Genomic DNA, 21,423 nt, shown 5'->3' with positions numbered 1-21,423 from the left:
AAGAAACGTAACCCAAAGAAAGCACGCCCCAGTCCTCGCGCCCTCCGCTGCGCTACGGGTCCACTGCGCCAGCGGGAATTTTCTGACGCGACATCCATGTCGCGGCAGAAAACGACGTGCATCCATGCACGTCGCCCCTTCGGGGTTTTGCCCGCTGGCTCCGTCGCTGCGGATGGGGGCCCCGGAAAAGCGAAGGGCAACTGCAAAAAGCAAAATCACGAACAACAGCAACAGCAACAGCGATAGCTTGGCCGTTGGTGTTGAGCCGCGTTAGAGCGGTTCTACGCCGATCGTCTGCTTGAGTACGTGGCGGCCGCCGGCGGCTAGTTCGATGACGTCCGGGCCGGCGTTGGCGGCTTCCAGGCAGACGTATTCGCGCCAGTGGTCGCCGACGTCGGCCATCTTGGCGGCGGCTTCCTCGCCTGGGTTCCAGGCCACCAGCGTGCGGCTGCCTTCGGTGGTGATGGTGATGCGGCGGCCCAGTACCGGATCGATCAGGGTGTAGCGGCCGCCGGCGCCGGTGTAGATGCGGTCGCTGCGGCCCGGATCGCGGGTGTCGCGCAGGTTCCAGTCGCCCTGTTGGCGATGCGCGGTGGTGTAGTTCTCGTACTTGTCCAGGTAATCCAGGCCGTCCAGGCCTTGCACGTCGACCTTCAATGCGTCGCCTACGCGGAAGTAGTTGTGCAATGCCTGGGTGAAGCGTGTCGGGGCGGCGCTGGTGTTCTCGGTGATCAGTTCCTGTTCGAGGGTGCGGCCGATGCGCAGGTGCATGCGCAGACGCAGCGGCAGGTCGTCGAACGTGGGCGGTGCCAGTACCAGTTGCAGGGTGCCGTCGGCCTCGCGGCTGGCTTCCACCAGTTGCCAGGGCACGGTGCGAACGAAGCCGTGCGAGGGCGCGTCGCCGGTCTGGTCCTGCTTGCCGAAGTACGGCCAGCACACCGGGGTGCCGCCGCGGATCGGGGTCGGTGGTTGCTTGGCCAACGGCGAGAGCCACATCACGTCCTGGCCGCCCTTGGGCACGAACGACAGCAGCTGGCCGCCGAACAGGCTGATGGCGGCGCTGGAGAACGGGGTCTGCACCAGCAGCGAGGGGAATCCTTGGTAATCGCCGGCGCTGAGGCCGGGAAGGTTGGGCAGGGTCATGGTCTTGGTCACGATGGGGGATTGCAGGAACTGGGGATAACGCGCCGGTAGTGTGAAGGCGCTACCGCTTCGGCGTGTTTCGGATGGCGCGGCGCGCAGGGCATCGAGGATGCGCTGGCTGGGGCGGCCGTCGGCCGGTTGCAGGCCGAGGCGTTGCTGTTCGGTCTGGATCGCGCGACGGCTGGCGGTGCCGATCAGGCCGTCGGCGCTGCCGATGTCGTAGCCGCGTGCGATCAACAGGCGCTGCAGCTCGCGGCGCTGCAGGCGCCCCAGCGCGGGATCGTCGGTCGGCCACGATGCCGTCAGGCCGGCACCACCGCGCAGGTGGTCGGACAGCAGCGCGATGGCCAGCGCGTAGCTTTCGGCGGCGTTGTAGGCGTAGATCGCGTCGTAGTTGCGGAACACCAGGAACGCGGGGCCGCTGCGACCGGCCGGCAGCAGCAACGCGGCTGGCGTGTCGGCGGCGAGGCCGGGCAAGCTCAGTGGTTGGCCGGCGGCATCGCGCAGGCCGCTGGCCAGCCATTGGCTCAATGGGCGACGTGCCGTGCGACCGGCGCGCGCGGAGTCGAAATCCGGCGGCAGGCGTACCTCCACGCCCCACGGCTCGCCGTTGCGCCAGCCAGCGCGCTTCAGATAGTTGGCGGTGGAGGCCAGGGCATCGGGAATGCTGGCGACCAGATCGCGGCGGCCGTCACCGTCGCCATCGACCGCGATGCGCGCATAGGTGGAGGGCATGAACTGGGTATGCCCGAATGCGCCGGCCCACGAGCCGACCAGACCGTCGGCGCTCAGGTCACCGCTGTCGATCAGCTTGAGCAGCGCGAGCAGTTCGCCACGGAAGAAACGCTGGCGGCGGCCCTCGCACGACAACGTGGTCAGCGATTGCAGCAGCGGGCGCTTGCCGAACACGCGGCCGTAGTCGCTCTCCACACCCCAGACCGCGACTACGGTGACCGGATCGACGCCGTACTGCGTAGCGACCTGGTCGAGCAGCGCCTTGTGGGTGGCGAGCACCGCGCGGCCGTCGGCGACGCGTTCGTCATCGACCAGTACCGCGAGGTAGTCCCAGATCGGAGTGGTGAATTCCGGCTGCGCGTCGAGCAGTTGCAGCACACCCGGATCGGGTTGCAGGTTGGCGGTCACACGCTCGAAGGTCGCGCTCGATACGCCGGCAGTGACGGCCTGGCTGCGCAGCGTGCCCAGGCATTGCCGGAACGCGGCATCGTCGGCCTGGGCTGCGCAGGCCAGCGGCCAGGCCAACAGCGCCGGCCAACACCATGTTCTAAGCACCATCGCGCAGGGCGATCCCCACCGGCCGGGCCGGTTCATCGAGGCGCTCCACGCGCAGGGCCCGGCGCCCGGCCGGGCGCAGCCAGATCATCCACACTGCCAACAGGGCCGGCACCACCAGCCCGAACAGCACCACCATCGCCGTCACCCATTGCCAGAGACTGAGCGTATTCATCGCTGTTGCCCCGCGTTTCTGCGGCGTCCCACGCCGCGTTGCCGGCCAGCTTAGCCATCGCGTGCGAACGCCGTGTCTAGACCGGGGCGTGTCGTCCATGCCCGGGCAGGTCGCGTTGGGTCTGGAAAGCCATCGGCCGGTGTTGCGTGGCGCAGCGCCTGACGGGCGGTCAGAGTCCTGCCCCCGCGAAGACGGGGGTCCAGCCGTGCGGCGCCGGCGGATGACTTTCCAGGCCCAACCTGCAGGGCGCCTGCGCGCGGCCTGCCCGGGCATGGATGACAGGCCCTGACGGTCACCGGGCGTCCAGGTAGTACCAGCGGCCGTCTTCGCGCACGAAGCGGCTGTGTTCGACCATCCGCACCGCGGCGGCGCCGCCGATCCGGTAGCGGGCCAGGAATTCGACCTCGGCGGTGTCGGCTCCCGTGTCGATTGCTTTCTGCACGCTGAGCCCGAGCCAGGTGGTGCGGCCGCCGGCGGATTCGTCGAGGGTCAGTTCGGGCGGGCGTGTGGACGGATGCCAGCTCGCCAGCAGGTAATCGACATCACGACGCACGTAGGCGCTGTAGCGCGAGCGCATCAGCGATTCGGCATCCGGTGCGGCCTCGCCGCGATGCCAGCGACCGCAGCAGTCGGTGTAATCGAGGGGCCGGCCACAGGGGCACGGATCGCGTGGCGGGCGTGAGGCGGTCTTGCTCGAAGCGGTCTTGCTCATGCCCGGATTGTGCCGGCTGCGCTCGATCGATGCATCTGCCGGGTACCCGCAAACGCCAGCACCCGTGAATCTGTGCTCAGCCGGGCTCGCGTTGCCGGAACTGGACGATATTGCCTTCCGGGTCCATGCCATCCAGATGCAGTTGCCCACGCCACGGCCAGACTGCGCTCAGCGGTTTGAGCGTTCCGCCTGTCGCTTCCACCTGCAGACGCACGCGCGCCAGATCGTCGACCAGGAACGATGGCTTGATCGCGGTATGTTCACGGCGCTGCACGGGGGTTACTGCTGCGACACCATCGCAGGCCATGTTCACCACCGCGACCTCGAAGCGGTCATCGCCGAGGATCACGTAGGCGTCTTCCTTCTGCGTGATCGGCAACGACAAGGTGCGTCGATAGAACTCGGCCACCTGTTCAAGGTTGCGCGCATAGATCACTGCCAGTACCGCGGCTGCGGGAACATCGCTCATGACAGGCTCACTTTGGCGGGAAGAGGTTCGGCGTTCCCTGCGGACTGCCCACCTGGTTATTCTGGCACGCCCGTCTGCTGCAATCCTTCATGTACGACGCCCTGAGCCACGTACTGCCCTGGCTGCTGTGCCTGTCCTTCATCGCCGGCTTGATCGACGCGGCAGTCGGCGGTGGCGGGCTGATCCAGCTGCCCGGCCTGTTTGCTGCGCTGCCGCAGCAATCGCCCGCGGTGCTGCTGGGCACCAACAAGTTCGGCTCGATGGCCGGCACCGCCACCTCGGCCTGGCGCTTCGCGCGCAACGTGCGCTTTCCGTGGCGGCCGGTGCTGTATGCGACCGCTGCCGCGTTCGTGTTCGCGTTCCTCGGTGCCACCGCGGTCAGTCTGATGCCCAAGCAGGCGGTGCGGCCGTTGATCCTGGTGTTGCTGATCGCGATGCTGGTCTACACGCTGATCAAGAAGGATTTCGGTGCGTTGCACCGACCGCGTCAGATCGGTCGACGTGAGCTGACGATCGCGTTGGCGGTGGGTGCGGCGATCGGGTTCTACGATGGTTTCTTCGGGCCGGGCACCGGAAGTTTTCTGATCTTCCTGTTCATCCGCTTCTTCGGGCTGGATTTCCTGCGCGCCTCGGCGGCCTCGAAGGTGGTGAACCTGGCGACCAATCTGGCCGCGCTGTGCTTCTTCGTACCGAGCGGCAAGGTGCTGATGGCGGCGGCAATGCCGATGGCCGCAGCCAATATTGCCGGCGCGTTCACCGGTACGCGGCTGGCGCTGCGGGGCGGCACGCCGTTGATCCGCAAGTTGTTCCTGGTGCTGGTGGTGGTGCTGATCGCGAAGATGGGGTGGGATACGTTCTCTGGGTAACTTGTTTGTGGGAGGGACTTCAGTCCCGACGGAGATCTACCGGTAAAGCCTGTCGGGACTGAAGTCCCTCCCACAGGGTTTCAGCGGCTCTTTCGGCTTGGCTTGGCCGGAACCGGCTTCTTCGCCGGCGTGACTGTTGGCGTCGACTTCGCGGTCTTCGACACCTTGCGTCGCGCGGCGGGCGCCGGTGTCGCCTCGGGTTCGGCCGGAACCGTGACCGGCTCCAGCCCGATAGGGACGAGTGCCCGCTCTTCGCGCACTACCTCACCCCGCGAACGCTCGGGCAGTTTCAGCCGCCTGGCCTGCTCGTCGTACTCGATCAGCAGCACGCCGGAGTCGTGGCGGCCGCTGATTTCGACGAAGCAGGCGCCGCCGATGAACGGCTCCAGCGTCATCACCGATTTCAGCGGGGTGGCGACGACCATCTGGAAACCGAAGTTGTCGAAGATGTTCATCGCCAGCGCGGTGAATTCGTTGTCGGCCTTGTCGAAGGCTTCGTCCAGCACCACGGCGGCGTAGCGCGGCAGTTCGCCGTCCTGCCCGCCGAGCTGGTAGCGCAGCGCGGCGGCCAGGCAGGTGGTGGCCAGTTTCTGGCGCTGGCCGCCGGACTTGCCGGCGCCGCTGCGGTAGATCTCCACTTGCTGGCGGGTCGCCGCGTCGAGTTCGACGCCGACGAACTCCACGTGCAGGCGCACGTCCAGCACGTGCTCGCGCCAGCGCCGGTCCTCGCCTTCCTGCGAGCCGAGCCGCTGCACCAGCGTGCGCAGCAGCGCGAACTGGGCTTCGGCGATCTGGCGGTCTTCGGTCTGGTGGTGGGCGAGCACTTCGCGCAGTTGCTGATGGAATTCCAGCACCTCGGGCAGGCGCCGGTCGGACAGCTCGATGGTCAGCACGGTGCCGCGATTGAACGGCACCTGCTCCAGGCTGGCGTTGACCTCTTCCAGGCGCTGGGCGATCGATTTGCCCGCCTCGGCGGTGAGGCGCTGCAAGGCCAGCAGGTTGTTCTTGCTCTGGCTCTGCAACAGCTCGAAGAAGCGTGCCTCGTGCTGCGGCAGGCCATCGCGTTCCAGGCGTTGCAGGCGCGCGAGGAAATCGTCGGCACCGTCGAGGCTGGGGCTGAGGTCGCCGCTGTCTTCGGGCCAGGCGCGGCAGTAGCGCTTGAAACATTCCAGCAGCAGGCCTTCAAGACGATGGTGTTCCTGCTGGCTGGCGCCGATCTGCTCGCCAAGCGCGTTGCCGATCTGGCGGAAATGCGCTTCCAGGTTATCGAGGCTGAGCACACCCAGCGCAGTCAGGCGTTCGTCCAATCCCTGTTGCTGCAACGGCGTGACCACGCGCGTGCCGGCATCGGCGCAGCCCAGCCGGGTCTTTTCCCAGCGCTCGCGCTCGCCGCTCAGTTTCATGCGCTCCTCGCGCGCGCCTTCGTAGGTGCGCTCGGCCTGTTTGATGTCGCCACGCGCGCGCTCGATCGCTTCGCCCAGCGCGCGCAGGTTGGCGTCGCCTTCGCGCAGCAGGTGCAGTGCGGCGGCGATGTCGTCCAGCCGTTGCAGCGGTGCGGCGACGTCGATCTCGTCCCAGGCGAGGTTGGCCACGGTATGTGCGGCGAGGCGGTGACGGTCGTGCTGTTCGCGCTTTGCACGCAGCGCCACGACATCGGCGTCGCAGGCGGCGATGCGCTGCGCTAGTTCCTGCGCTTCGCGTTCGAACAGCGCCAGCTTGGCGCGGTTGTCGAAACCGAGCAGCCAGCGCTTGCGGTCGCCGATCGCGTGACGGTCGTCCTTTTCGTAACGATCGCCGGGATGCTTGACCTGGCCTTCGCGGGTGATGCCGCGATCGACGTTGCGCAGCGCCTTGGCGTCGGCCGCGCATTCGTAATCGAAGCGCTTGCCCAGCTCGACCCGCAACCAGCCGGCGAAGGCGTGATCGCGCAGTTCCAGCTTGTGCAGCAGCGAACGCGCTGACGGTTCGCGCGTGGTCAGGACGTCGTCGTTGCGGCGCACGCGGTAATAGACCAGGCGCGTGCCGAGGTGGCTGCGGTTGACCCAGGCGGCAACCTCGGCGTGGTGGCGCTCATCGACCAGCAGCGATTGCGCGAAGCTGTGCAGCACGCGTTCGATCGCGCCGCGCCAGGGCGCCTCGTCCTCGCGCACCTGGATCAGCTCGCCGACGAACGGCAACGCTGCCTCGGGCACGCCGGTCTCTTCGCTCATGCGGGCGCGCAACGCCTGCATCGGCGCGGGGATGCTGGAGGGCGTGCGCTTGAGTGCGTCGATCTCGATGCGCACCTCGGCGAAGCGCTTGGCGTCGTCGCGCTTGCCGGCGATGCGCTCGCCGATCGCCTCGTCCAGTTCGACGGTGTGACGCTGACCGTCTTCGAGCAACGCGCGCGCGGCAGCAGCCTGCTCGGCGAAACCGTGCGCGCTGGAAGCCAGGGTCTGGTCGAGTTGGCGGCAGGCCTGCTCGGCCTGGCTGCGTTTCTTGACGCGTTGGTCACGCTCGGCTTCGACGCGTGCGCGTTCGCGCTCCAGTTCGTCGATGCGCTCACCGCCCTGCTCACGGCGCTGCCGTTCCAGATCGCTCAGGCGCTGCTGGTGATTATCGAGCGCGGCGCGGCGTTGGCCTTCTTCGCCGGCCAGGCCGCGATCGTGGGTGTCCAGTTCCTGCAGGCGAATGTCGATCAGCTCAAGGCGGCGACGCTCGCGGTACGCGTCTACGCCGAGCTTCAGTTCGTCCAGCTCGCCACGACGACGACGCAGCGCCATCAATTCTGCGTGGTGAGCGCGCGCCGGTTGCAGGGTCTCGACCTGCCGCCGCGCGGTGACCACCGCTTGATGGGCGCCGTCGAGTTCGGCGAAGTCGGCCACCAGCCGTTCGGCGGCCTCGACGGTGCGCGGCTCGTCGAGCATGAAGCCGCGCAGGAACGCGTTGAGGTCGCCGAGATTCTTGGCCGACTGGGTCTTGTGCAGCAGCTTCAGCGCCATCTCGTTGCCGATGCCGAGCTGGTGACGGAAGCGCTCGGCGTAGCCGGCGAAGCTGTCGAAGTGATGCACGTCGTCCAGGCGCTGCTTCAAGCGGCGCAGGTCCAGATCGAAGCCGCCCAGGTCGGTGGCGATGTCGAAGGCGCGTTCGGCCACCATGTAGTGCTTGCGCACGTCGGCGGCAGCCGAGCCGTTACCGGCAATCCAGAACAGCCGCACCAGGCTGACCACGTGGCCTTCGCCATCGCGGTACTCCAGCACCAGTGCGCTCCAGGTGGCGCCCTTGCGCAGGTACTGGGTGGCGATCTCGCCGGATTCGCTGTCGTGCTGGTCGGCCCAGGCGCCGCGTACGTAGGACACCAGCGAGCGGTCGCGGCCACTGCGTTCGGCTTCGCGCGCGGCGGCGTTGAAGTCGACGATGCTCGGCGGGGTCAGCACGGCCGACATCGCGTCCAGCAAGGTCGATTTGCCCGAACCGGAGCGGCCGACGAACAGGAAGCCCTGCTCGGCGACCGGTACGTCGGTCAGGCCGGAGAAGGTGCCCCAGTTGTGTACCTGCAGGCGGCGCATGCGGAACTGCTGCGCGCGTGGATCAGGCAGGTCGGCAACGAACAACGGGGAAGCGGAAGAACGGGAACGGCTCATGCCTGGTCCTGGAAAATGGGGTTCCTGCGGCGGATGGCTGCGCTTGGCACGGCCCGTCGCGATCGGTGTCGGTCGTCGCGGTTATGCCGCGTCCTCGACCGCCGGCGCGGCGCTCTCGCGCAGCTGCCGGTAGACCTGCGCCAGCGCAGCCACGTCCTCGGCCGAGAACAGCAGCTTCAACGCGGGTGAGACTTCGTAGCGTTCCTCGTCGCCGCGCAGGCGGGTGAGGATGTGGTTGTCCTTCATCTTGGCCACGGCGGCGGCGACGCGGCGCACGAAGCCGGCGCGGTCGGTGGACAGGTTCTTTTCGTAGACTGACAGCGACTCGGCCAGCTCGGCTTCCTCGACCACCGCGCGCACGCCGCGCACGTCGGCTTCGGCCAGTTGCTGGCGCAGGTGCAGCAGCAGCGCCGAGTCGATGAAGGTCAGCGGCGAGGAACGCAGCAGCACCGGCGCTTCCAGCTCGCCGACCTCGGCCTGGCGGGTGAAGGCGATACCGGCTTCGCGATCGAGCACCAGTTCCAGGAACAGGTCCGACAACGCACTGCGGATCGCCGCTTCACTGCGCAACAGCGCCGGCCACAGCTTGCCGTGACGCTGGGCGTCGATGCTCGGGCCGGCCAGCAGTTGGCACAGCGCGCGACGTGCTTCCAGCGGCAATGTGCCGCTGTCGCCGGGGAACAGGCCGGTGCTGGCCTCGGCCGGCGCGATGCTCGCGGGCTCGGCTTCGAGTGCGTCGTGTTCAAGCCAGTTCATGGCGTTTCTCCTGGGTGAACCAGATCAACGGGATGCGCGCGCGACGCAGTTGGCCGTCGCCGCCGCGCCATTGCGCGAGTTCCTGCTCGCCGGCCGCGATCACGCCATGGCGGGTGCCCAGCGACAGGTAACCGATCACGCTGCCGAGCCCTTGCATCGCTTCGCGCCGTTGCAGCACTTGGGCAATGGAGAGCTGCGCGTGCTCGCCGAGCAGCTCGTGCAGGTCGCGACGCAGGCCACGGAAGTCGATTTCCGACTGCGCGACCAGTTCGCCGACACTGTCCAGCGAGATCGCCGCGGCGTCGTTGCGCTGCACGCTGCCATCGACCTGGGTCTGGCGCGGATCGTGCAGGCGCCATTGCGCGATCGAGCGCAGGCGGCTGGTGGTCAGTTTGAGATCGCGACCGATGCTGCGCTGCGCCGGGATGTGCTCGCGCAGTGCCAGCGCCTCGCCCTGGGCCTGCTTGAGCAATTGATTGAGCCGGCGCTGTTCCAGATAACCGCGGCTCTGCACGAAGCCGCGCAGGCTGCGCGCGAAGTGCTGCATGACGTCGTGGACCTCGCCGCCGCGCTCCAGCATGGTGCCGGTGAGCCCACGCAGGAAACCGCGCTCGCCGCGATCGAGCTTGCGGGCGAAGCCGCGCGCCAGCACCGCTTCCAGTGCGGCATCCAGTTGGGCGCTCTGCTCGGCATCGTTGAGCAGCGACCAGAATGCTTCGAAGCTGCGCCCGGCCTCGCTCTCGGCGATCACGTCCATGCCTTCGAACAGGCGCGCGAGCACGTCGCCGCGCTCGCCTTCGTCGTCGATGATGCGTTCACGGAAGTCGCGGTTGAGCCGCTCGAAGTCGTCGCGCACGCGGCGGAAATCCTCGGCCAGCTCATCGGCCAGCGCGATCACCTGGCGGGCACGCTCCAGCGCGCGCTTGCCGTCCAGCGCGGCGACCTTGCCGGCGGACACACGGGCGATTTCGGCGTCGATGCGGTCACGCTCGTCGCGCAGCGCGGACAGGCGCGAATCCGGATCGGATTCGGTCTGCGCGGCCAGTTGCGACAACTGCTGGATCACCAGCACCAGCCGGCTCTCGGTGGCGGCGCTGCGCGTGCTCTCCAATCCATCGATGAAGCGGATCGCCTGCGCGGCCTGGGTGGACAGCTCGTATTCCTCCTGCTGCGCGCCCTCGGGCAGGCGCCGCTCCAGCCAGCCCTGCGCCAGCCAGTGCGCGACGTAGGCCTGCGCGGTGCGCGGCAGTTCGCGCGAGAGCTGCTCGGCGTTGAGTTCATCGAGCCGGCGTTGCAGGCGCTCGTGCAGCACGCCGGCCGGCAATCGACGCTCGCCGTCCAGCAACAGGCCCTGCAACAGCCCGATCACCTCCGGCGCGTGGTCGGCAGCCAGCAGCTTCCACGAGGCCTGCTCGCGCAAGGCGCGATAACGGGCGATGCGCGCACCGTGCTTCATGCGACGCCTCGGATCAGCGCTTGCCGCCCACTTCGATGAAGCGCAGGAACTCGGCGCGGGTGCGGGCGTCCTCGCGGAAGCTGCCGAGCATCTTGGAGGTCACCATCGACACGCCACGCTTGTGGATGCCGCGCGTGGTCATGCACTCGTGCGCGCCTTCGACCACCACGCCGACGCCCAGCGGCTGCAGCACGTCCTGGATGCACTGGGCGATCTGCGCTGTCATCTTTTCCTGCACCTGGAAGCGCCGCGCGTAGGTCTCCACCACGCGTGCCAGCTTGCTGATGCCCACCACCTTGCCGGCCGGCAGGTAGCCGACGTGGACCTTGCCGATGATCGGCGCCATGTGGTGCTCGCAGTGGCTTTCGTACTCGATGTCGCGCAGCACGATCAGCTCGTCGTAGCCGGCCACTTCCTCGAAGGTGCGCTCCATGTAGGCGCGCGGATCCTCGCGATAGCCGCTGAACCAGTCGCCATAGGCCTCGGCGACCCGGCGCGGGGTGTCCAGCAGGCCTTCGCGCGACGGGTCCTCGCCGGCCCAGCGCAGCAGGGTGCGCACGGCGTCTTCGGCCTGGGCCTGGCTGACGGGGGAGTCGGGGGTTTTCTTGGAGTCGTTCATGCGCAAGCACCCGTGAGGGGCGTGCATGGTACCCGAGTGGCTAGAGCGTGTTATGCCCTTTTTCATGAGATGCGTTGGCCGTGAGCGGTGCGGAGCCGGTGTCAGGTGGCGCGGCCTTGGCTGGCGGCCAAGGCAAGCCGCGTGGCGCCGGCTCCGTGCCGCTGACGGCCAACCCTCCGGGAAGTCGCTTTTGGCGCGCCGATACTGCGTTGCGCGCTTTGCCCAGGCGACCTGCCTGGGCGGCAGCGCACGCCTTGTCTCGACGCGCCAAAAGCGGCTTCGCACTCATGAAAAAGGGCATGACACGCTCTACGTCGCCGGCATGAACGGTGACGAACCCTCCGGCCCGGGGATGCCCGTCGAAGTTGATTCATTTCTGAAACAGTAGCATCCTATGCATTATCCATGGACACCCCCTCCTCCCTCGCCCAGCTCAGCGGCGGCCTGCTGCTCGCCAGCCGCCAGTGGCAGCGCCTGGTCGATGCGGCGCTGGAGCCGTTCGGCATCTCCGGCGCCTGCACTTCGCCGCTGCTGCTGATCGGCCGCTCCGGCGGCGGCATCCGCCAGGTCGCGCTGGCCCAGCGACTGGGCATGGAAGGCCCGTCGCTGGTGCGCCTGCTGGATCGACTCGGCGAGCAGGGGCTGGTGCGCCGTGAAAACGATGCCCATGACCGCCGCGCCAACCAGCTGTGGTTGACCGAGGCCGGACAGGCCCTGGTCGGTCAGTTGGAAGCGCGGCTGGTGGAGCTGCGCCAGGAGGTGTTCGGCACGCTGTCACCGGGGGAGATCGATACCGCGCTGAAACTGTGGCGCCTGCTCGGCGATGCCGGCGACAGGGCGCCCTGATCGATCGCAACCCGCTACACCGGGGTGCAGCCGACGCCGCACCTTTTCCTCATTTTCACGACCCGCAAGAACCATACGACGATGTTCGGAGAATTCAGTCTCTACGGCGTGTTCATTCCGACGCTGCTGGCGTTGATGACGCTCGCCTACCTGCTGACCAGCGCGCTGGGCCATGTGCTCACGCGGCTCGGCGCGTACCGCCACATCTGGCATCCGCCGCTGTTCAACCTGGCGCTCTACATCGTGCTGCTGGGCGGCCTGTTTTTCCTTTCGCGCTGGATGCAACCATGAAGAAACTGATGAAGGCGGCTGGTCCGGCGCTGTTGACCCTGGCGCTGGTGGTGATCGCGCTGTTCGTGCTCAAGCACCTGTGGCACTACTACATGGACGAGCCATGGACGCGCGATGCGCACCTGTCGGCCGACGTGGCACGGGTGGCGCCGGATGTGTCCGGGCTGGTCGAGCAGGTCGAGGTCGATGACAACGCCGCGGTGAAGAAGGGCCAGGTGCTGTTCGTGGTGGACCGCTCGCGCTACCAGTTAGCGTTGGAGCAGGCCCAGGCAGCGCTGGCCGAACGCCGCGCCAGCGTCGCCCAGAGCGAGACCTCCGCCGCGCAGTTGCGCCGTGAGACCGCGCGCGATCGCAGCCTCAAGGATCTGGTCGCCACCGAAGATGCGGAAGTGCGCCGCGCCAAGCTGGAAGCCGCCGAATCGGCGCTGGAAGCCGCGCGCTCGGCGGTGCAGACCGCGCAGACGGCGGTCGACCTGGCCACGTTGAACATGGCACGCACGCAGGTGCGCAGCCCCAGCGACGGCCGCGTCAGCGACCGCACGGTGCGGGTCGGCGATTACGTGGTCACCGGCAAGCCGGTGCTGGCGGTGCTCGATACCGGCTCGTTCCGCGTCGATGGCTATTTCGAGGAGACCCGCCTGCGCGGTGTGCGTCCCGGCCAGCCGGTCGAGATCCATCTGATGGGCGAGCCGCGCGTGCTGCGCGGGCACGTGCAGAGCATCGCCGCCGGCATCGAGGACCGTTATCGCAGCGACGGCAGCACGCTGTTGCCGAACGTCACCCCGGCCTTCGACTGGGTGCGGCTGGCGCAGCGCATTCCGGTGCGGATCGCGCTGGACTCGGTACCCGAGGACGTGCAACTGATCGCCGGGCGCACCGCCACGGTCAACATCCGCCCGCACCGCGATGCGGCCAAGGCCAACGACGGAGCGCGGCCGTGAACATGCGATTGCCGCGCCGGCTGGGCATCACGCTGCTGCTGGCGAGCCTGACCGCCTGCACCACGGTCGGCCCGGACTACGAGATTCCCAAGGACTCGGCCTATCAGCGGCCGCAAGCCAACGGCGCCTTCCTGGACACCGGCGATGCCCGGATCCAGCCCAGCGCGCCGCTGCCGGATCGCTGGTGGTCGCTGTACCGCTCGCCGGCGCTGGATTCGCTGGTGGAAACCGCGCTGCGCGACAACGTCGAGCTCAAGGTCGCGGTCGCCAATCTCCACCGCGCCGATGCGCTGTACCGCGTCGCCGAGGACGCGGCCGGCCCCGACTTCGAGGTCGAGGCCAGCGCCGAGCGTGCGCGCCTGTCCGGCGAGAGCCTGTTGCAGGAAGAACAGCTGCCGGTGATGAACCTCGGCGAGGCCAAGGTCGGCGTCTCCTACCTGTTCGACATGTTCGGCAAGCTCAAGCGCGGCGAGCAGGCCGCACACGCCGACAGCGAAGCCGCCCAGGCCGCGCTCGATCTGGCCAAGGTGGCGCTGGTGGCGCGCGTCACCGGCAGCTACATCAGCATCTGTCACGCCAACCGCGAGCTGGCCGTGGCGCAGCATTCGGTCGATCTGCAGAAGCGCGGACGCGAGGTGGCGCAGCGGCTGCTCAGCGCCGGTCGCGGCACCCCACCCGACCTGGCCCGCGCCCAGGCCCAGGTCGCCACGCTGGAAGCGGCGCTGCCGCCACTGCGCGCCAAGCGCCAGGCCGCCGAATACCAGCTGGCCGCGCTGCTCGGGCGCACCCCGGGGCAGTTGCCCGAGGGCATCGCCGATTGCCGGCAGCCACCGGAAATCAACCAGCCGATCCCGATCGGCGACGGCCGTGCCCTGCTCGCGCGCCGCCCTGACGTGCGCGAGGCCGAGCGCAGGCTGGCCGCCGCCACCGCCCGGATCGGCGTGGCCACCGCCGACATGTATCCGCAGATCCGCTTCGGCGCCTCCGTCGGTGCACTCGGCACGCTCGGCACCTTTGGCAGCCCGGCCACGCAGATGTTCGGGATCGGGCCGCTGATTTCCTGGTCGATCCCCGGCAAGGCCGCGCATGCGCGCGTGCGCGCCGCCGAAGCCGGTGCCGATGCCGCGCTCGCCCAGTTCGACCACACCGTGCTGGAAGCCCTGCGCGAGGTGCAGACCGCGCTGAGCCAGTACGCGCAGGACCAGCAGCGCCTGCAATCGCTGCTTCAGGCGCAACAACAGGCGCATCTGGCCGCCGATCAGAATCGTCGCCTGTACCAGGCCGGGCGCAACCCGTACCTGACCAGCCTGGACGCCGATCGCACCCTGGCCAGCACCGACATCACCGTGGCCAACGCCGAGGCACAGGTGGCACAGGACCAGATCCAGTTGTTCCTCGCGCTCGGCGGCGGCTGGAAGGAAGACGCCGGCACGCCTGCGGACGCCTCCTCCAGCCACCGGGATTGACCGATGCTGTTCGATCGCCAAGCGTGGCTGTTTTCGATCAAGACGTTCCTGGCGTCGATCGCGACGCTGTACATCGCGCTGGCCGGCAACCTGTCACGGCCGTACTGGGCAATGGCGACGGTCTACATCGTCACTCAGCCGATGCTCGGGCCGACCCGCGCCAAGGGGGCCTACCGCGTACTCGGCACGTTGATCGGCGGCGTGGCCACGCTGGTGATGCTGCCCAATCTGGTGGAAACGCCGCTGCTGCTGAGCGCGGTGATGTCGTTGTGGCTGTCGCTGTGCCTGTTGCTGGCGCTGCTCGATCGCGGCCCGCGCGGCTACGCCTTCATGCTGGCCGGCTACACCGCCGCGTTCATCGGCTTCCCGGCGGTAACCACGCCGGAGACCATCTTCGACACCGTAGTGGCGCGCAGCGAGGAGATCATCCTCGGCACGGTGGTGGCGGTGCTGTTCGCCTCACTGGTGTTCCCGGCCTCGGTGCAGCCGATGCTGACCGCGAAGGTCAAAGGCTGGATGGGCGATGCGGCGCAGTGGTGTCGCGAGATCCTCGCGCGCGGCCAGGCGCAGGCGCCACGCAACCGGCTGGCCGCCGATCTGGTGCAGTTCGAGACGCTGATCGAATTCCTGCGCCGCGACGACCCGCGCCATGCGGGTGCCGCACAGGCGATGGAGCGCCTGCGCGAACGCATGTTGCTGCTGTTGCCGGTGCTGTCCTCGATCGGCGATCGGCTAGGCACGCTGCACGCTCGTGGCCGCGCGCTGCCGGCCGACCTGCCACCGCTGATCGCCGACATCGAAACCTGGCTGGGCGCCCCACTCGATGCCGATCCCGCTCACTACGCCGCGCTGCGCCAACGCGTGGCCGCGCTGCAGCCGCAGATCGACCAGGACCTGGATCGCCTGCTGCTGGCCTCGCTGCTGCTGCGGCTGGAGGATCTGCTCGACCTCTGGCAGGACTGCTGCACCCTGAGCGATGCAATCGAACACGGCACCGCGCCGCGCGAAGCCCGCCACTACCGCATCCGCAGCGAGCGGATCGGCCCGGCGCGACATATCGACTACGGCATGACCGTGTTCTCCGCGCTCAGCGCCGGCGCCGCGCTGATGGCGTACTGCGTGCTGTGGATCGGCATCGGCTGGGAAGGCGGCGGCATGGGCGCGATGATGGCGGCGGTGACCGCCGCGTTCTTCGCCGCGCAGGACGACCCGGCACCGCGCATGCTCTCGTTCCTGCTGTGGGCGGTGGTCGCCAGCGTGGTCGCCGGCATCTACCAGTTCGGCATTTTCCCGGCGATCCACGACTTCGGCATGCTGGTGCTGGTATTGGCCGTCGTGTTCCTGCCGATGGGTCTGATGCTGCATCACCCCAAGGGCTCGCTCATCGCGCTGCCGTTCGCGATCAACCTGGTGGCGCTGCTGAGCCTGCAGAACACCTACAACGCCAACATCCAGAGCTTCATCAACGCCGCGGTATCGATGATCCTCGGCATTGGCTTCGCGGTGGTAATGACCCGGGTATTCCGCTCGGTCGGCGCCGAATGGACCGCACGCCGGCTGGTACGCCAGGGCTGGACCACCCTGGCCGAAGCCGCCGAAGGCCGTGGTCAACAGGATCGCCGCCGCTTCACCGCCCGCATGCTCGACCTGCTGGGCCTGCTCGCCCCACGCCTGGCCGCCGCCCCCGAAGGCAGCGACCTGGCCTCGATCGACATGCTCGGCGAAGTCCGCATCGGCCTGAACATCCTGCAATTGCGACGCGCACGGCATGGCTTGCCGCAACCGAGCATGGAAGCCGTCGAAGCGATCCTGGCCGACGTCGCCGCACACTACCGCGCCCAGGTCGCCCAACGCCGCCCACTGCCAGCCCCGGCCGAACTGCAGGCACGATTGGAAGCCTCGTTGAAGCGCGTGCAGACGGTGGAACCCGGCAAAGCCCGCGACGAAGCGCTGCTCGGCGTGATGGGACTGCGTTATGGCCTGTTTCCCGATCATGCACCGGTAACGGATACCAGCACGGCCGTGCCGCATAGCGCACGCTGAGAAGCTAACAACTCACTGCGGCGGGTTTTCCGACCGATGCATCACGTGACGGCCTCCAGCACCGTCGCCGCATGGCAAAGCAACGAACCATTTCCCAGCCCACATCAGCACACCGATGCGTGGTGATGTGCTGCGCCGCTCGTACATATCACAAGAAAAATCGACACCCGCGGCCGCTGTTGCTGTTGCTGTTGCTTGTGATTTTGCTGTTGCTCTTTGCCTTTGACTTTCCCGGGGCCCCCATCCGCAGCGACGGAGCCAGCGGGAAGAACCCGAAGGGCGACGTGCATGGATGCACGTCGTTTTCTGCCGCGGCATGGATGCCGCGTCAGAAAATCCCGTTGGCGCAGTGGACCCGTAGCGCAGCGAAGGGCGCGAGGACTGGGGCGTGTTTCTTTGGGTTACGTTTCTTTGCACGAGCAAAGAAAGGTAACTCGCTCCGAAGGAGCGAAAGCCTTTGCCTTTGCAGTCGCAGTTGCCGTCACTACAACGTCAAACCCAACAAGCAACGTCCATGGATCCCCGCCTTCGCGGGGATGACGATAGAGAGATCGCGCGAAAGTCGCTGGATCCCCGCCTGCGCGGGGACGACGGTAGAGAGATCGCGCGAAAGTCACTGGATCCTCGCCTTCGCGGGGACGACGGTGGAGAGATCGCGTGGAAGTCATTGGATCCCCACCTGCGCGGGGACGACGGTAGAGAGATCGCGCGAAAGTCGCTGGATCCTCGCCTACGCGGAGATGACGGTAGAGAGATCACGTGGAAGTCACTGGGTCCCCGCCTACGCGAGAACGACGTTAGATGAGCCCCGCGAGAGCGACGACACCGCCTCCCCTCCCCAGATCGAAAACCACCCCCCATCGATCGACCAACATCGACTGATCAACCCGGACAAACCCCCGCAACACCGCGTCCTCCAGGGAAATCCCCCCATCGCTATACAGCAGGTGCATCCGGCACCGACGCGACCGCGATGTCATTCCCTACCGAGAGATCGCGCATGTACACCCTGGCCGCTCCTGCTTCCGGATCACCCTCCCCCTTAACCAACACGGACGACCTGCGCGCAGTGCAATGCACTGCGCGCGCGCTGCCACATCCACGCAGCCGCGCCGCCGTACCGCAGGTGTTCCGCATGGAACAGCTCGGCATGCACAGCTCGTTCCTGGACGTGGTCGCCGCGCGTGCCGACGAGCTGCCCTGGGATCACTACGACGTCGCCCGCCGAAGACGGCAGATGCTGCAGCGCTATCGCAGCATCCTGACGCCGCTGCAGTGCCAGCTACTGGATGCCTGCGACGGCGCCGATGCCGAAACCAGGTGGCCGCTGCTGCTCGCCTCACTGCGCCGCGTGCTGCGCGATGCATTGCTGCGGGTCCAGCCGCATCGTCGTCGCGCGCTGCGCAAGTACCTGCTGGCGCGTCTGTCCACCGCCGAGTGGGAACTGCAACCGCTGGCCGACACCAGCTTCGAGCAACCCGCGGCCGCCGGACGTGCGCCACGACGCGTGTTCGCACCGCTGGCGATGGCGCTTACCTATCACCCGGACATGCTGCGCCTGATCAGCGGTGTCGCCGAGACCATCCATGAGCGCTGCGGCGCGTCGCAACTGCAGATGGCGGTGCACCAGATGATGACGGTCGCGAGCGCACGCGGCGCGGCCGAACCGGCGCCGGAAGGGCTGCACCAGGATGGCGCGGACTACATCGTCTCGGCACTGGTGGTGCGTCGCCGTGGCATTCGCGGCGGGCTCTCGCGGGTGCGGCGGGGCACCACCGGCCCGGTGCTGCTCGAGTACGAGCTTGGCGAGGGCGAGGGCCTGTTCCAGCCCGATACCGGCTCGTCGCTGTGGCACGAGGTCTCGGCGATCCACGCCGACCCGCCCGGCAGCGAGGGCTACCGGATGATCCTCGGTATCGATGCACGCGTGCTGCCGACGCTTGCCTTATGAGTCCTCACGCACACGAACGAGCTGCGTCCCGACGCAGCAGCGCGAAGCTGCGCAAACCGCCCACGCCCTGGCGCGACCGGCTGTTCCGATTGGTGCACCTGGTGGCCGAGCAGGCTTTGCCGCTGACCATCGCCGGCGTCTCGTTGGTAATCGCGCTGGATGCATGGCTGTCGTCGCGACCGACGTTGTGGGAACACCAGCGCGCACTGGCATCGGTGTCGATCAGCAGTGAGCTGGATGCGCGTGATCGCAACGGTGTCGATACCCTCAACACGATCACGATCAGCAATGTCGGCGAACTCAGCTTCGTGGTGCTGGATGTGCAGATCGGTCTGGCGCTGGGCGATGGCTTGCAGGCGCCCTGGCGGCAGAACACGTTGCTGCAGGACAAGCCGGTGTCGTTGCCGATCGGCTTGCGCCCGTTCCATCTGGAGCCGGCGCTGGATGGCCGCAGCGCGCAGTTCGGCTTCACCCAGGAGGCCTCGGGCTGGCATGTCATCGACCCGGGGCGTTCGGTCGATCTGGTGTTCGCGCAGCCGGTGCGGGGACACGGCCGCATGGGCATCAGCGTGGAGGTGTTCACCCAGCCGCTGCAAATGGGCGCGATGGCCGACCAGATCACCGTCGAGCGCGTGATCGCCGGGCGCAAGCGCCTGACCTTTCCGGAATCCGGTGCGACCGAGGTATCCGACCAGGGCGTGTTTCCGTACAGCGCGGCCAGCGTGGCGATCATCTCCGCCGAGCGAACACAGCCCACGACACGACGCGTTCAGAAGCATCGCTGGAACACCTCGGCAAAGCGCTGAAACACCGCGAAAAACACCGCTTGTGCCGGCGTCCTATACCTGTGCTGGGGACACGCACCGGCGTGTCCTGACTGCCTGACATCGAGGGAGCACACGCAATGGCCTACGTCATTTACCGAGGTGACAGCCGCCCGCCCGCCGATATCCGCGAAGCAAGAGGCTTCCAGCCGTGGAATCCACAGACCCCCGCACAGCTGCAGCGATTGTTGCGGCGGTGCCTGGTCGATGCCGACACCTGCTCGCCCGGGCTGGCCGTCGGTGACATCACGCCGCTGCATGATGAGCCCGGCTACCGGCGCGCGCAGGCGTTCTGGGATTTCCTGAAGAACCACGTACGCGCGGCCAACGGGCAACCGCCACGACCGGCGCTGTTCACGCTCGGCGATCTGTACCAGAAGATCCGCAAGGAAACCGATCGCGACAGCCTGCACATCTCCACCGAAACAACCACCGGTGGCGGCGGCACGGGCGGGCGCTATGTGTATCGCATCGAATGTCCACAGCCGCTGTACCTGTTGCCCTCCAGACTGCTCGGTGCCACGCCGATGCTGGACCCGCCGCAACCGGCACCGCTCGAGTTGCTGGAGATCCCACGCAGCGTACGGCCACGCCTGCTCACCAGCGCAGACGGCAATGGCAGCGTGGACTCCGCACTGCAACAGTCGGCCGCCGGGCTGATCGCCATCGTCAACGTCGCCGACACCGCGGAAGTAGCGTTCCTGACACCGATACCGTTCGGCTGGATCATCGGCTACCTCGACACCCGGACCGGGAACGATGAGGCGCAATGGCATGCGATGCCCACGGCTTGATTTCCGGCGCCTGCGGCAGGTGCTGCTGGGCACGCTGCTGCTGGCGATCGCCACAGCAGCCTCCGCACAGAACGCACCGCGCGTCATCCATCTGCAGGGCCATCTCGAACTGGACTACACCATCGAGGCGCGGGTCGAGCATCTGGCCGAATGGGCGGCGCAGAACGATGCGCGTCGACTGGTGCCTTTCATCGATGGCCGCGCCATTCCAGGCAACACGCCCGAGACGATCGATCTTGCACGTGGACGCGTGTTGTTCCATCTGCGCATCGTCGAGGAAAGCCGCACGGTCTGGACCGATCTGCTGGGTGCGCCCGAGGGCCTGCAGCGTCCGGTCACCTTCAGCATCGGCGCGGTGGATGGCTCGCCGTTCGATAGCGTCTACGACGAAACCCGGCGTGTTCCGCTGACGGTGATTTCGCCGGTCTACGGCGGCATCGCGCTGTTGCTGGTGGTGGTGACGCTGGCAGTGTTCGTGCAGCTGGCACGCACCACCAGCATCATCCGCAAACCCGGCCCCGGGCTGCGTCCGTACGACCTGGGCCGCTTCCAGATGGCGGTGTGGTTCTTCCTGATCTACCTGGCCTACACCGCGATCTGGCTGGTCACCGACGCCACCGACACCATCAATCCCTCGCTGCTGGCGCTGCTCGGCATCAGCGCCGGCACCGCGCTGAGCGAGACGGTGATCGATGCCGGCGGTGCGCCCGCGCAAGACTCGCGCCACGCTCCGCTGCTGGCCGAGCGCCAGCAACTGCTGCAGACGTTGAACGCGCGCGAGCTTTGGCAGGATCCGGGCGAAGCCGGCGGCGGCGATCTACGCGCACGTCAGCTGGCCGCGCGGCAACGCCTGACCCAGATCGATCGGCAATTGCAGGCGATGCAGGCGCCGGCGCCGGAAGCAGTCTCGAAGGGCCTGCTGCATGACCTGCTGTCGGATGAGCACGGCTATCGCTTCGATCGATTCCAGATCTTCGCCTTCACGCTGATCCTGAGCGTGATCTTCCTGTCCGGCGTCTACAACAACCTGAGCATGCCCGAGCTCAGCCCGACCCTGCTCGGACTGATGGGTCTCAGTTCCGGCACCTACATCGGTTTCAAGCTGCCCGATCGCAAATGACACCCGCGCCGGCTCACGGCGTGGCGACCTCTCCTGGA

18 protein-coding genes and 1 pseudogene are annotated in these 21,423 nt (G+C 67.6%); 10 read left to right on the top strand and 9 right to left on the bottom strand.

Annotation, left to right across the window (positions count from 1 at the left end; all coding sequences use genetic code 11):
* Positions 1–270: 270 nt before the first annotated feature.
* From AC3WJE_RS09910 to AC3WJE_RS09890, 5 genes and pseudogenes are all read right to left on the bottom strand, one after another.
* On the bottom strand, positions 271–1,143 hold the full coding sequence (locus tag AC3WJE_RS09910; RefSeq protein ID WP_493730625.1) for a D-hexose-6-phosphate mutarotase: 873 nt from the start codon (positions 1,141–1,143) through the stop codon (positions 271–273).
* Positions 1,144–1,230: 87 nt separating this feature from the next.
* Positions 1,231–2,436: pseudogene (locus tag AC3WJE_RS09905) on the bottom strand (lytic murein transglycosylase); the annotation flags it as partial.
* Entirely contained in the window at positions 2,426–2,608 is a 183-nt protein-coding gene (locus tag AC3WJE_RS09900; protein ID WP_493730622.1) for a hypothetical protein, read from the bottom strand. The pseudogene AC3WJE_RS09905 and the gene AC3WJE_RS09900, both read right to left, overlap by 11 nt.
* 292 nt (positions 2,609–2,900) lie before the next feature.
* Positions 2,901–3,320, bottom strand: coding sequence for a YchJ family metal-binding protein (locus tag AC3WJE_RS09895; protein ID WP_493730621.1), 420 nt, complete (start codon positions 3,318–3,320; stop codon positions 2,901–2,903).
* Between the two features lie 76 nt (positions 3,321–3,396).
* The gene (locus AC3WJE_RS09890) at positions 3,397–3,789 is read right to left on the bottom strand and encodes a VOC family protein (protein ID WP_493730620.1); all 393 of its coding nucleotides are present in this window, start codon (positions 3,787–3,789) and stop codon (positions 3,397–3,399) included.
* An 89-nt stretch (positions 3,790–3,878) separates the two neighbouring features.
* Here AC3WJE_RS09890 and AC3WJE_RS09885 point away from each other — a divergent pair, with 89 nt between their 5' ends.
* Complete coding sequence (locus tag AC3WJE_RS09885) at positions 3,879–4,655, top strand: sulfite exporter TauE/SafE family protein (protein WP_493730619.1); 777 nt, start codon at positions 3,879–3,881, stop codon at positions 4,653–4,655.
* Between the two features lie 80 nt (positions 4,656–4,735).
* Here the strand turns inward: AC3WJE_RS09885 and AC3WJE_RS09880 are convergent, their stop codons facing one another.
* From AC3WJE_RS09880 to folE, 4 genes are all read right to left on the bottom strand, one after another.
* Positions 4,736–8,278, bottom strand: coding sequence for an SbcC/MukB-like Walker B domain-containing protein (locus tag AC3WJE_RS09880; RefSeq protein ID WP_493730618.1), 3,543 nt, complete (start codon positions 8,276–8,278; stop codon positions 4,736–4,738).
* Positions 8,279–8,359: 81 nt separating this feature from the next.
* Positions 8,360–9,034, bottom strand: coding sequence for a DUF4194 domain-containing protein (locus AC3WJE_RS09875; protein ID WP_493730617.1), 675 nt, complete (start codon positions 9,032–9,034; stop codon positions 8,360–8,362).
* Positions 9,021–10,490, bottom strand: coding sequence for a DUF3375 domain-containing protein (locus AC3WJE_RS09870; RefSeq protein ID WP_493730616.1), 1,470 nt, complete (start codon positions 10,488–10,490; stop codon positions 9,021–9,023). Before AC3WJE_RS09870 ends, AC3WJE_RS09875 begins: the two co-directional genes overlap by 14 nt.
* 13 nt (positions 10,491–10,503) lie before the next feature.
* Complete coding sequence (gene folE / locus AC3WJE_RS09865; protein WP_493730615.1) at positions 10,504–11,109, bottom strand: GTP cyclohydrolase I FolE; 606 nt, start codon at positions 11,107–11,109, stop codon at positions 10,504–10,506.
* 405 nt (positions 11,110–11,514) lie between these two features.
* Between folE and AC3WJE_RS09860 the strand changes: the two genes are divergently transcribed.
* The 9 genes from AC3WJE_RS09860 (at position 11,515) to AC3WJE_RS09820 (ending at position 21,385) form a co-directional block, all read left to right on the top strand.
* Positions 11,515–11,955, top strand: coding sequence for a MarR family winged helix-turn-helix transcriptional regulator (locus tag AC3WJE_RS09860; protein WP_493730614.1), 441 nt, complete (start codon positions 11,515–11,517; stop codon positions 11,953–11,955).
* Between the two features lie 81 nt (positions 11,956–12,036).
* Positions 12,037–12,246 (top strand): DUF1656 domain-containing protein, encoded by a 210-nt coding sequence (locus AC3WJE_RS09855; RefSeq protein WP_493730613.1) that lies wholly within the window; start codon positions 12,037–12,039, stop codon positions 12,244–12,246.
* On the top strand, positions 12,243–13,187 hold the full coding sequence (locus tag AC3WJE_RS09850; RefSeq protein ID WP_493730612.1) for an efflux RND transporter periplasmic adaptor subunit: 945 nt from the start codon (positions 12,243–12,245) through the stop codon (positions 13,185–13,187). The genes AC3WJE_RS09855 and AC3WJE_RS09850 overlap by 4 nt, the downstream gene beginning before the upstream one ends.
* Positions 13,188–13,189: 2 nt before the next feature.
* Positions 13,190–14,653 (top strand): efflux transporter outer membrane subunit, encoded by a 1,464-nt coding sequence (locus AC3WJE_RS09845; protein ID WP_493730624.1) that lies wholly within the window; start codon positions 13,190–13,192, stop codon positions 14,651–14,653.
* A 3-nt stretch (positions 14,654–14,656) separates the two neighbouring features.
* Entirely contained in the window at positions 14,657–16,696 is a 2,040-nt protein-coding gene (locus AC3WJE_RS09840; RefSeq protein ID WP_493730611.1) for an FUSC family protein, read from the top strand.
* A 1,000-nt stretch (positions 16,697–17,696) separates the two neighbouring features.
* Positions 17,697–18,647, top strand: a complete 951-nt coding sequence (locus tag AC3WJE_RS09835; protein WP_493730610.1) for a 2OG-Fe dioxygenase family protein — start codon at positions 17,697–17,699, stop codon at positions 18,645–18,647.
* Complete coding sequence (locus AC3WJE_RS09830; protein ID WP_493730609.1) at positions 18,644–19,453, top strand: hypothetical protein; 810 nt, start codon at positions 18,644–18,646, stop codon at positions 19,451–19,453. Before AC3WJE_RS09835 ends, AC3WJE_RS09830 begins: the two co-directional genes overlap by 4 nt.
* 98 nt (positions 19,454–19,551) lie before the next feature.
* The gene (locus AC3WJE_RS09825; protein WP_493730608.1) at positions 19,552–20,265 is read left to right on the top strand and encodes a hypothetical protein; all 714 of its coding nucleotides are present in this window, start codon (positions 19,552–19,554) and stop codon (positions 20,263–20,265) included.
* The gene (locus AC3WJE_RS09820) at positions 20,246–21,385 is read left to right on the top strand and encodes a hypothetical protein (RefSeq protein WP_493730607.1); all 1,140 of its coding nucleotides are present in this window, start codon (positions 20,246–20,248) and stop codon (positions 21,383–21,385) included. The genes AC3WJE_RS09825 and AC3WJE_RS09820 overlap by 20 nt, the downstream gene beginning before the upstream one ends.
* Positions 21,386–21,423: the final 38 nt, after the last annotated feature.

It is taken from the genome of Pseudomonas sp. GW821-FHT07E12, assembly GCF_058986605.1.
Note: the sequence above shows the minus strand (reverse complement) of the source record. Positions and strands in the feature narration are given on the sequence as shown.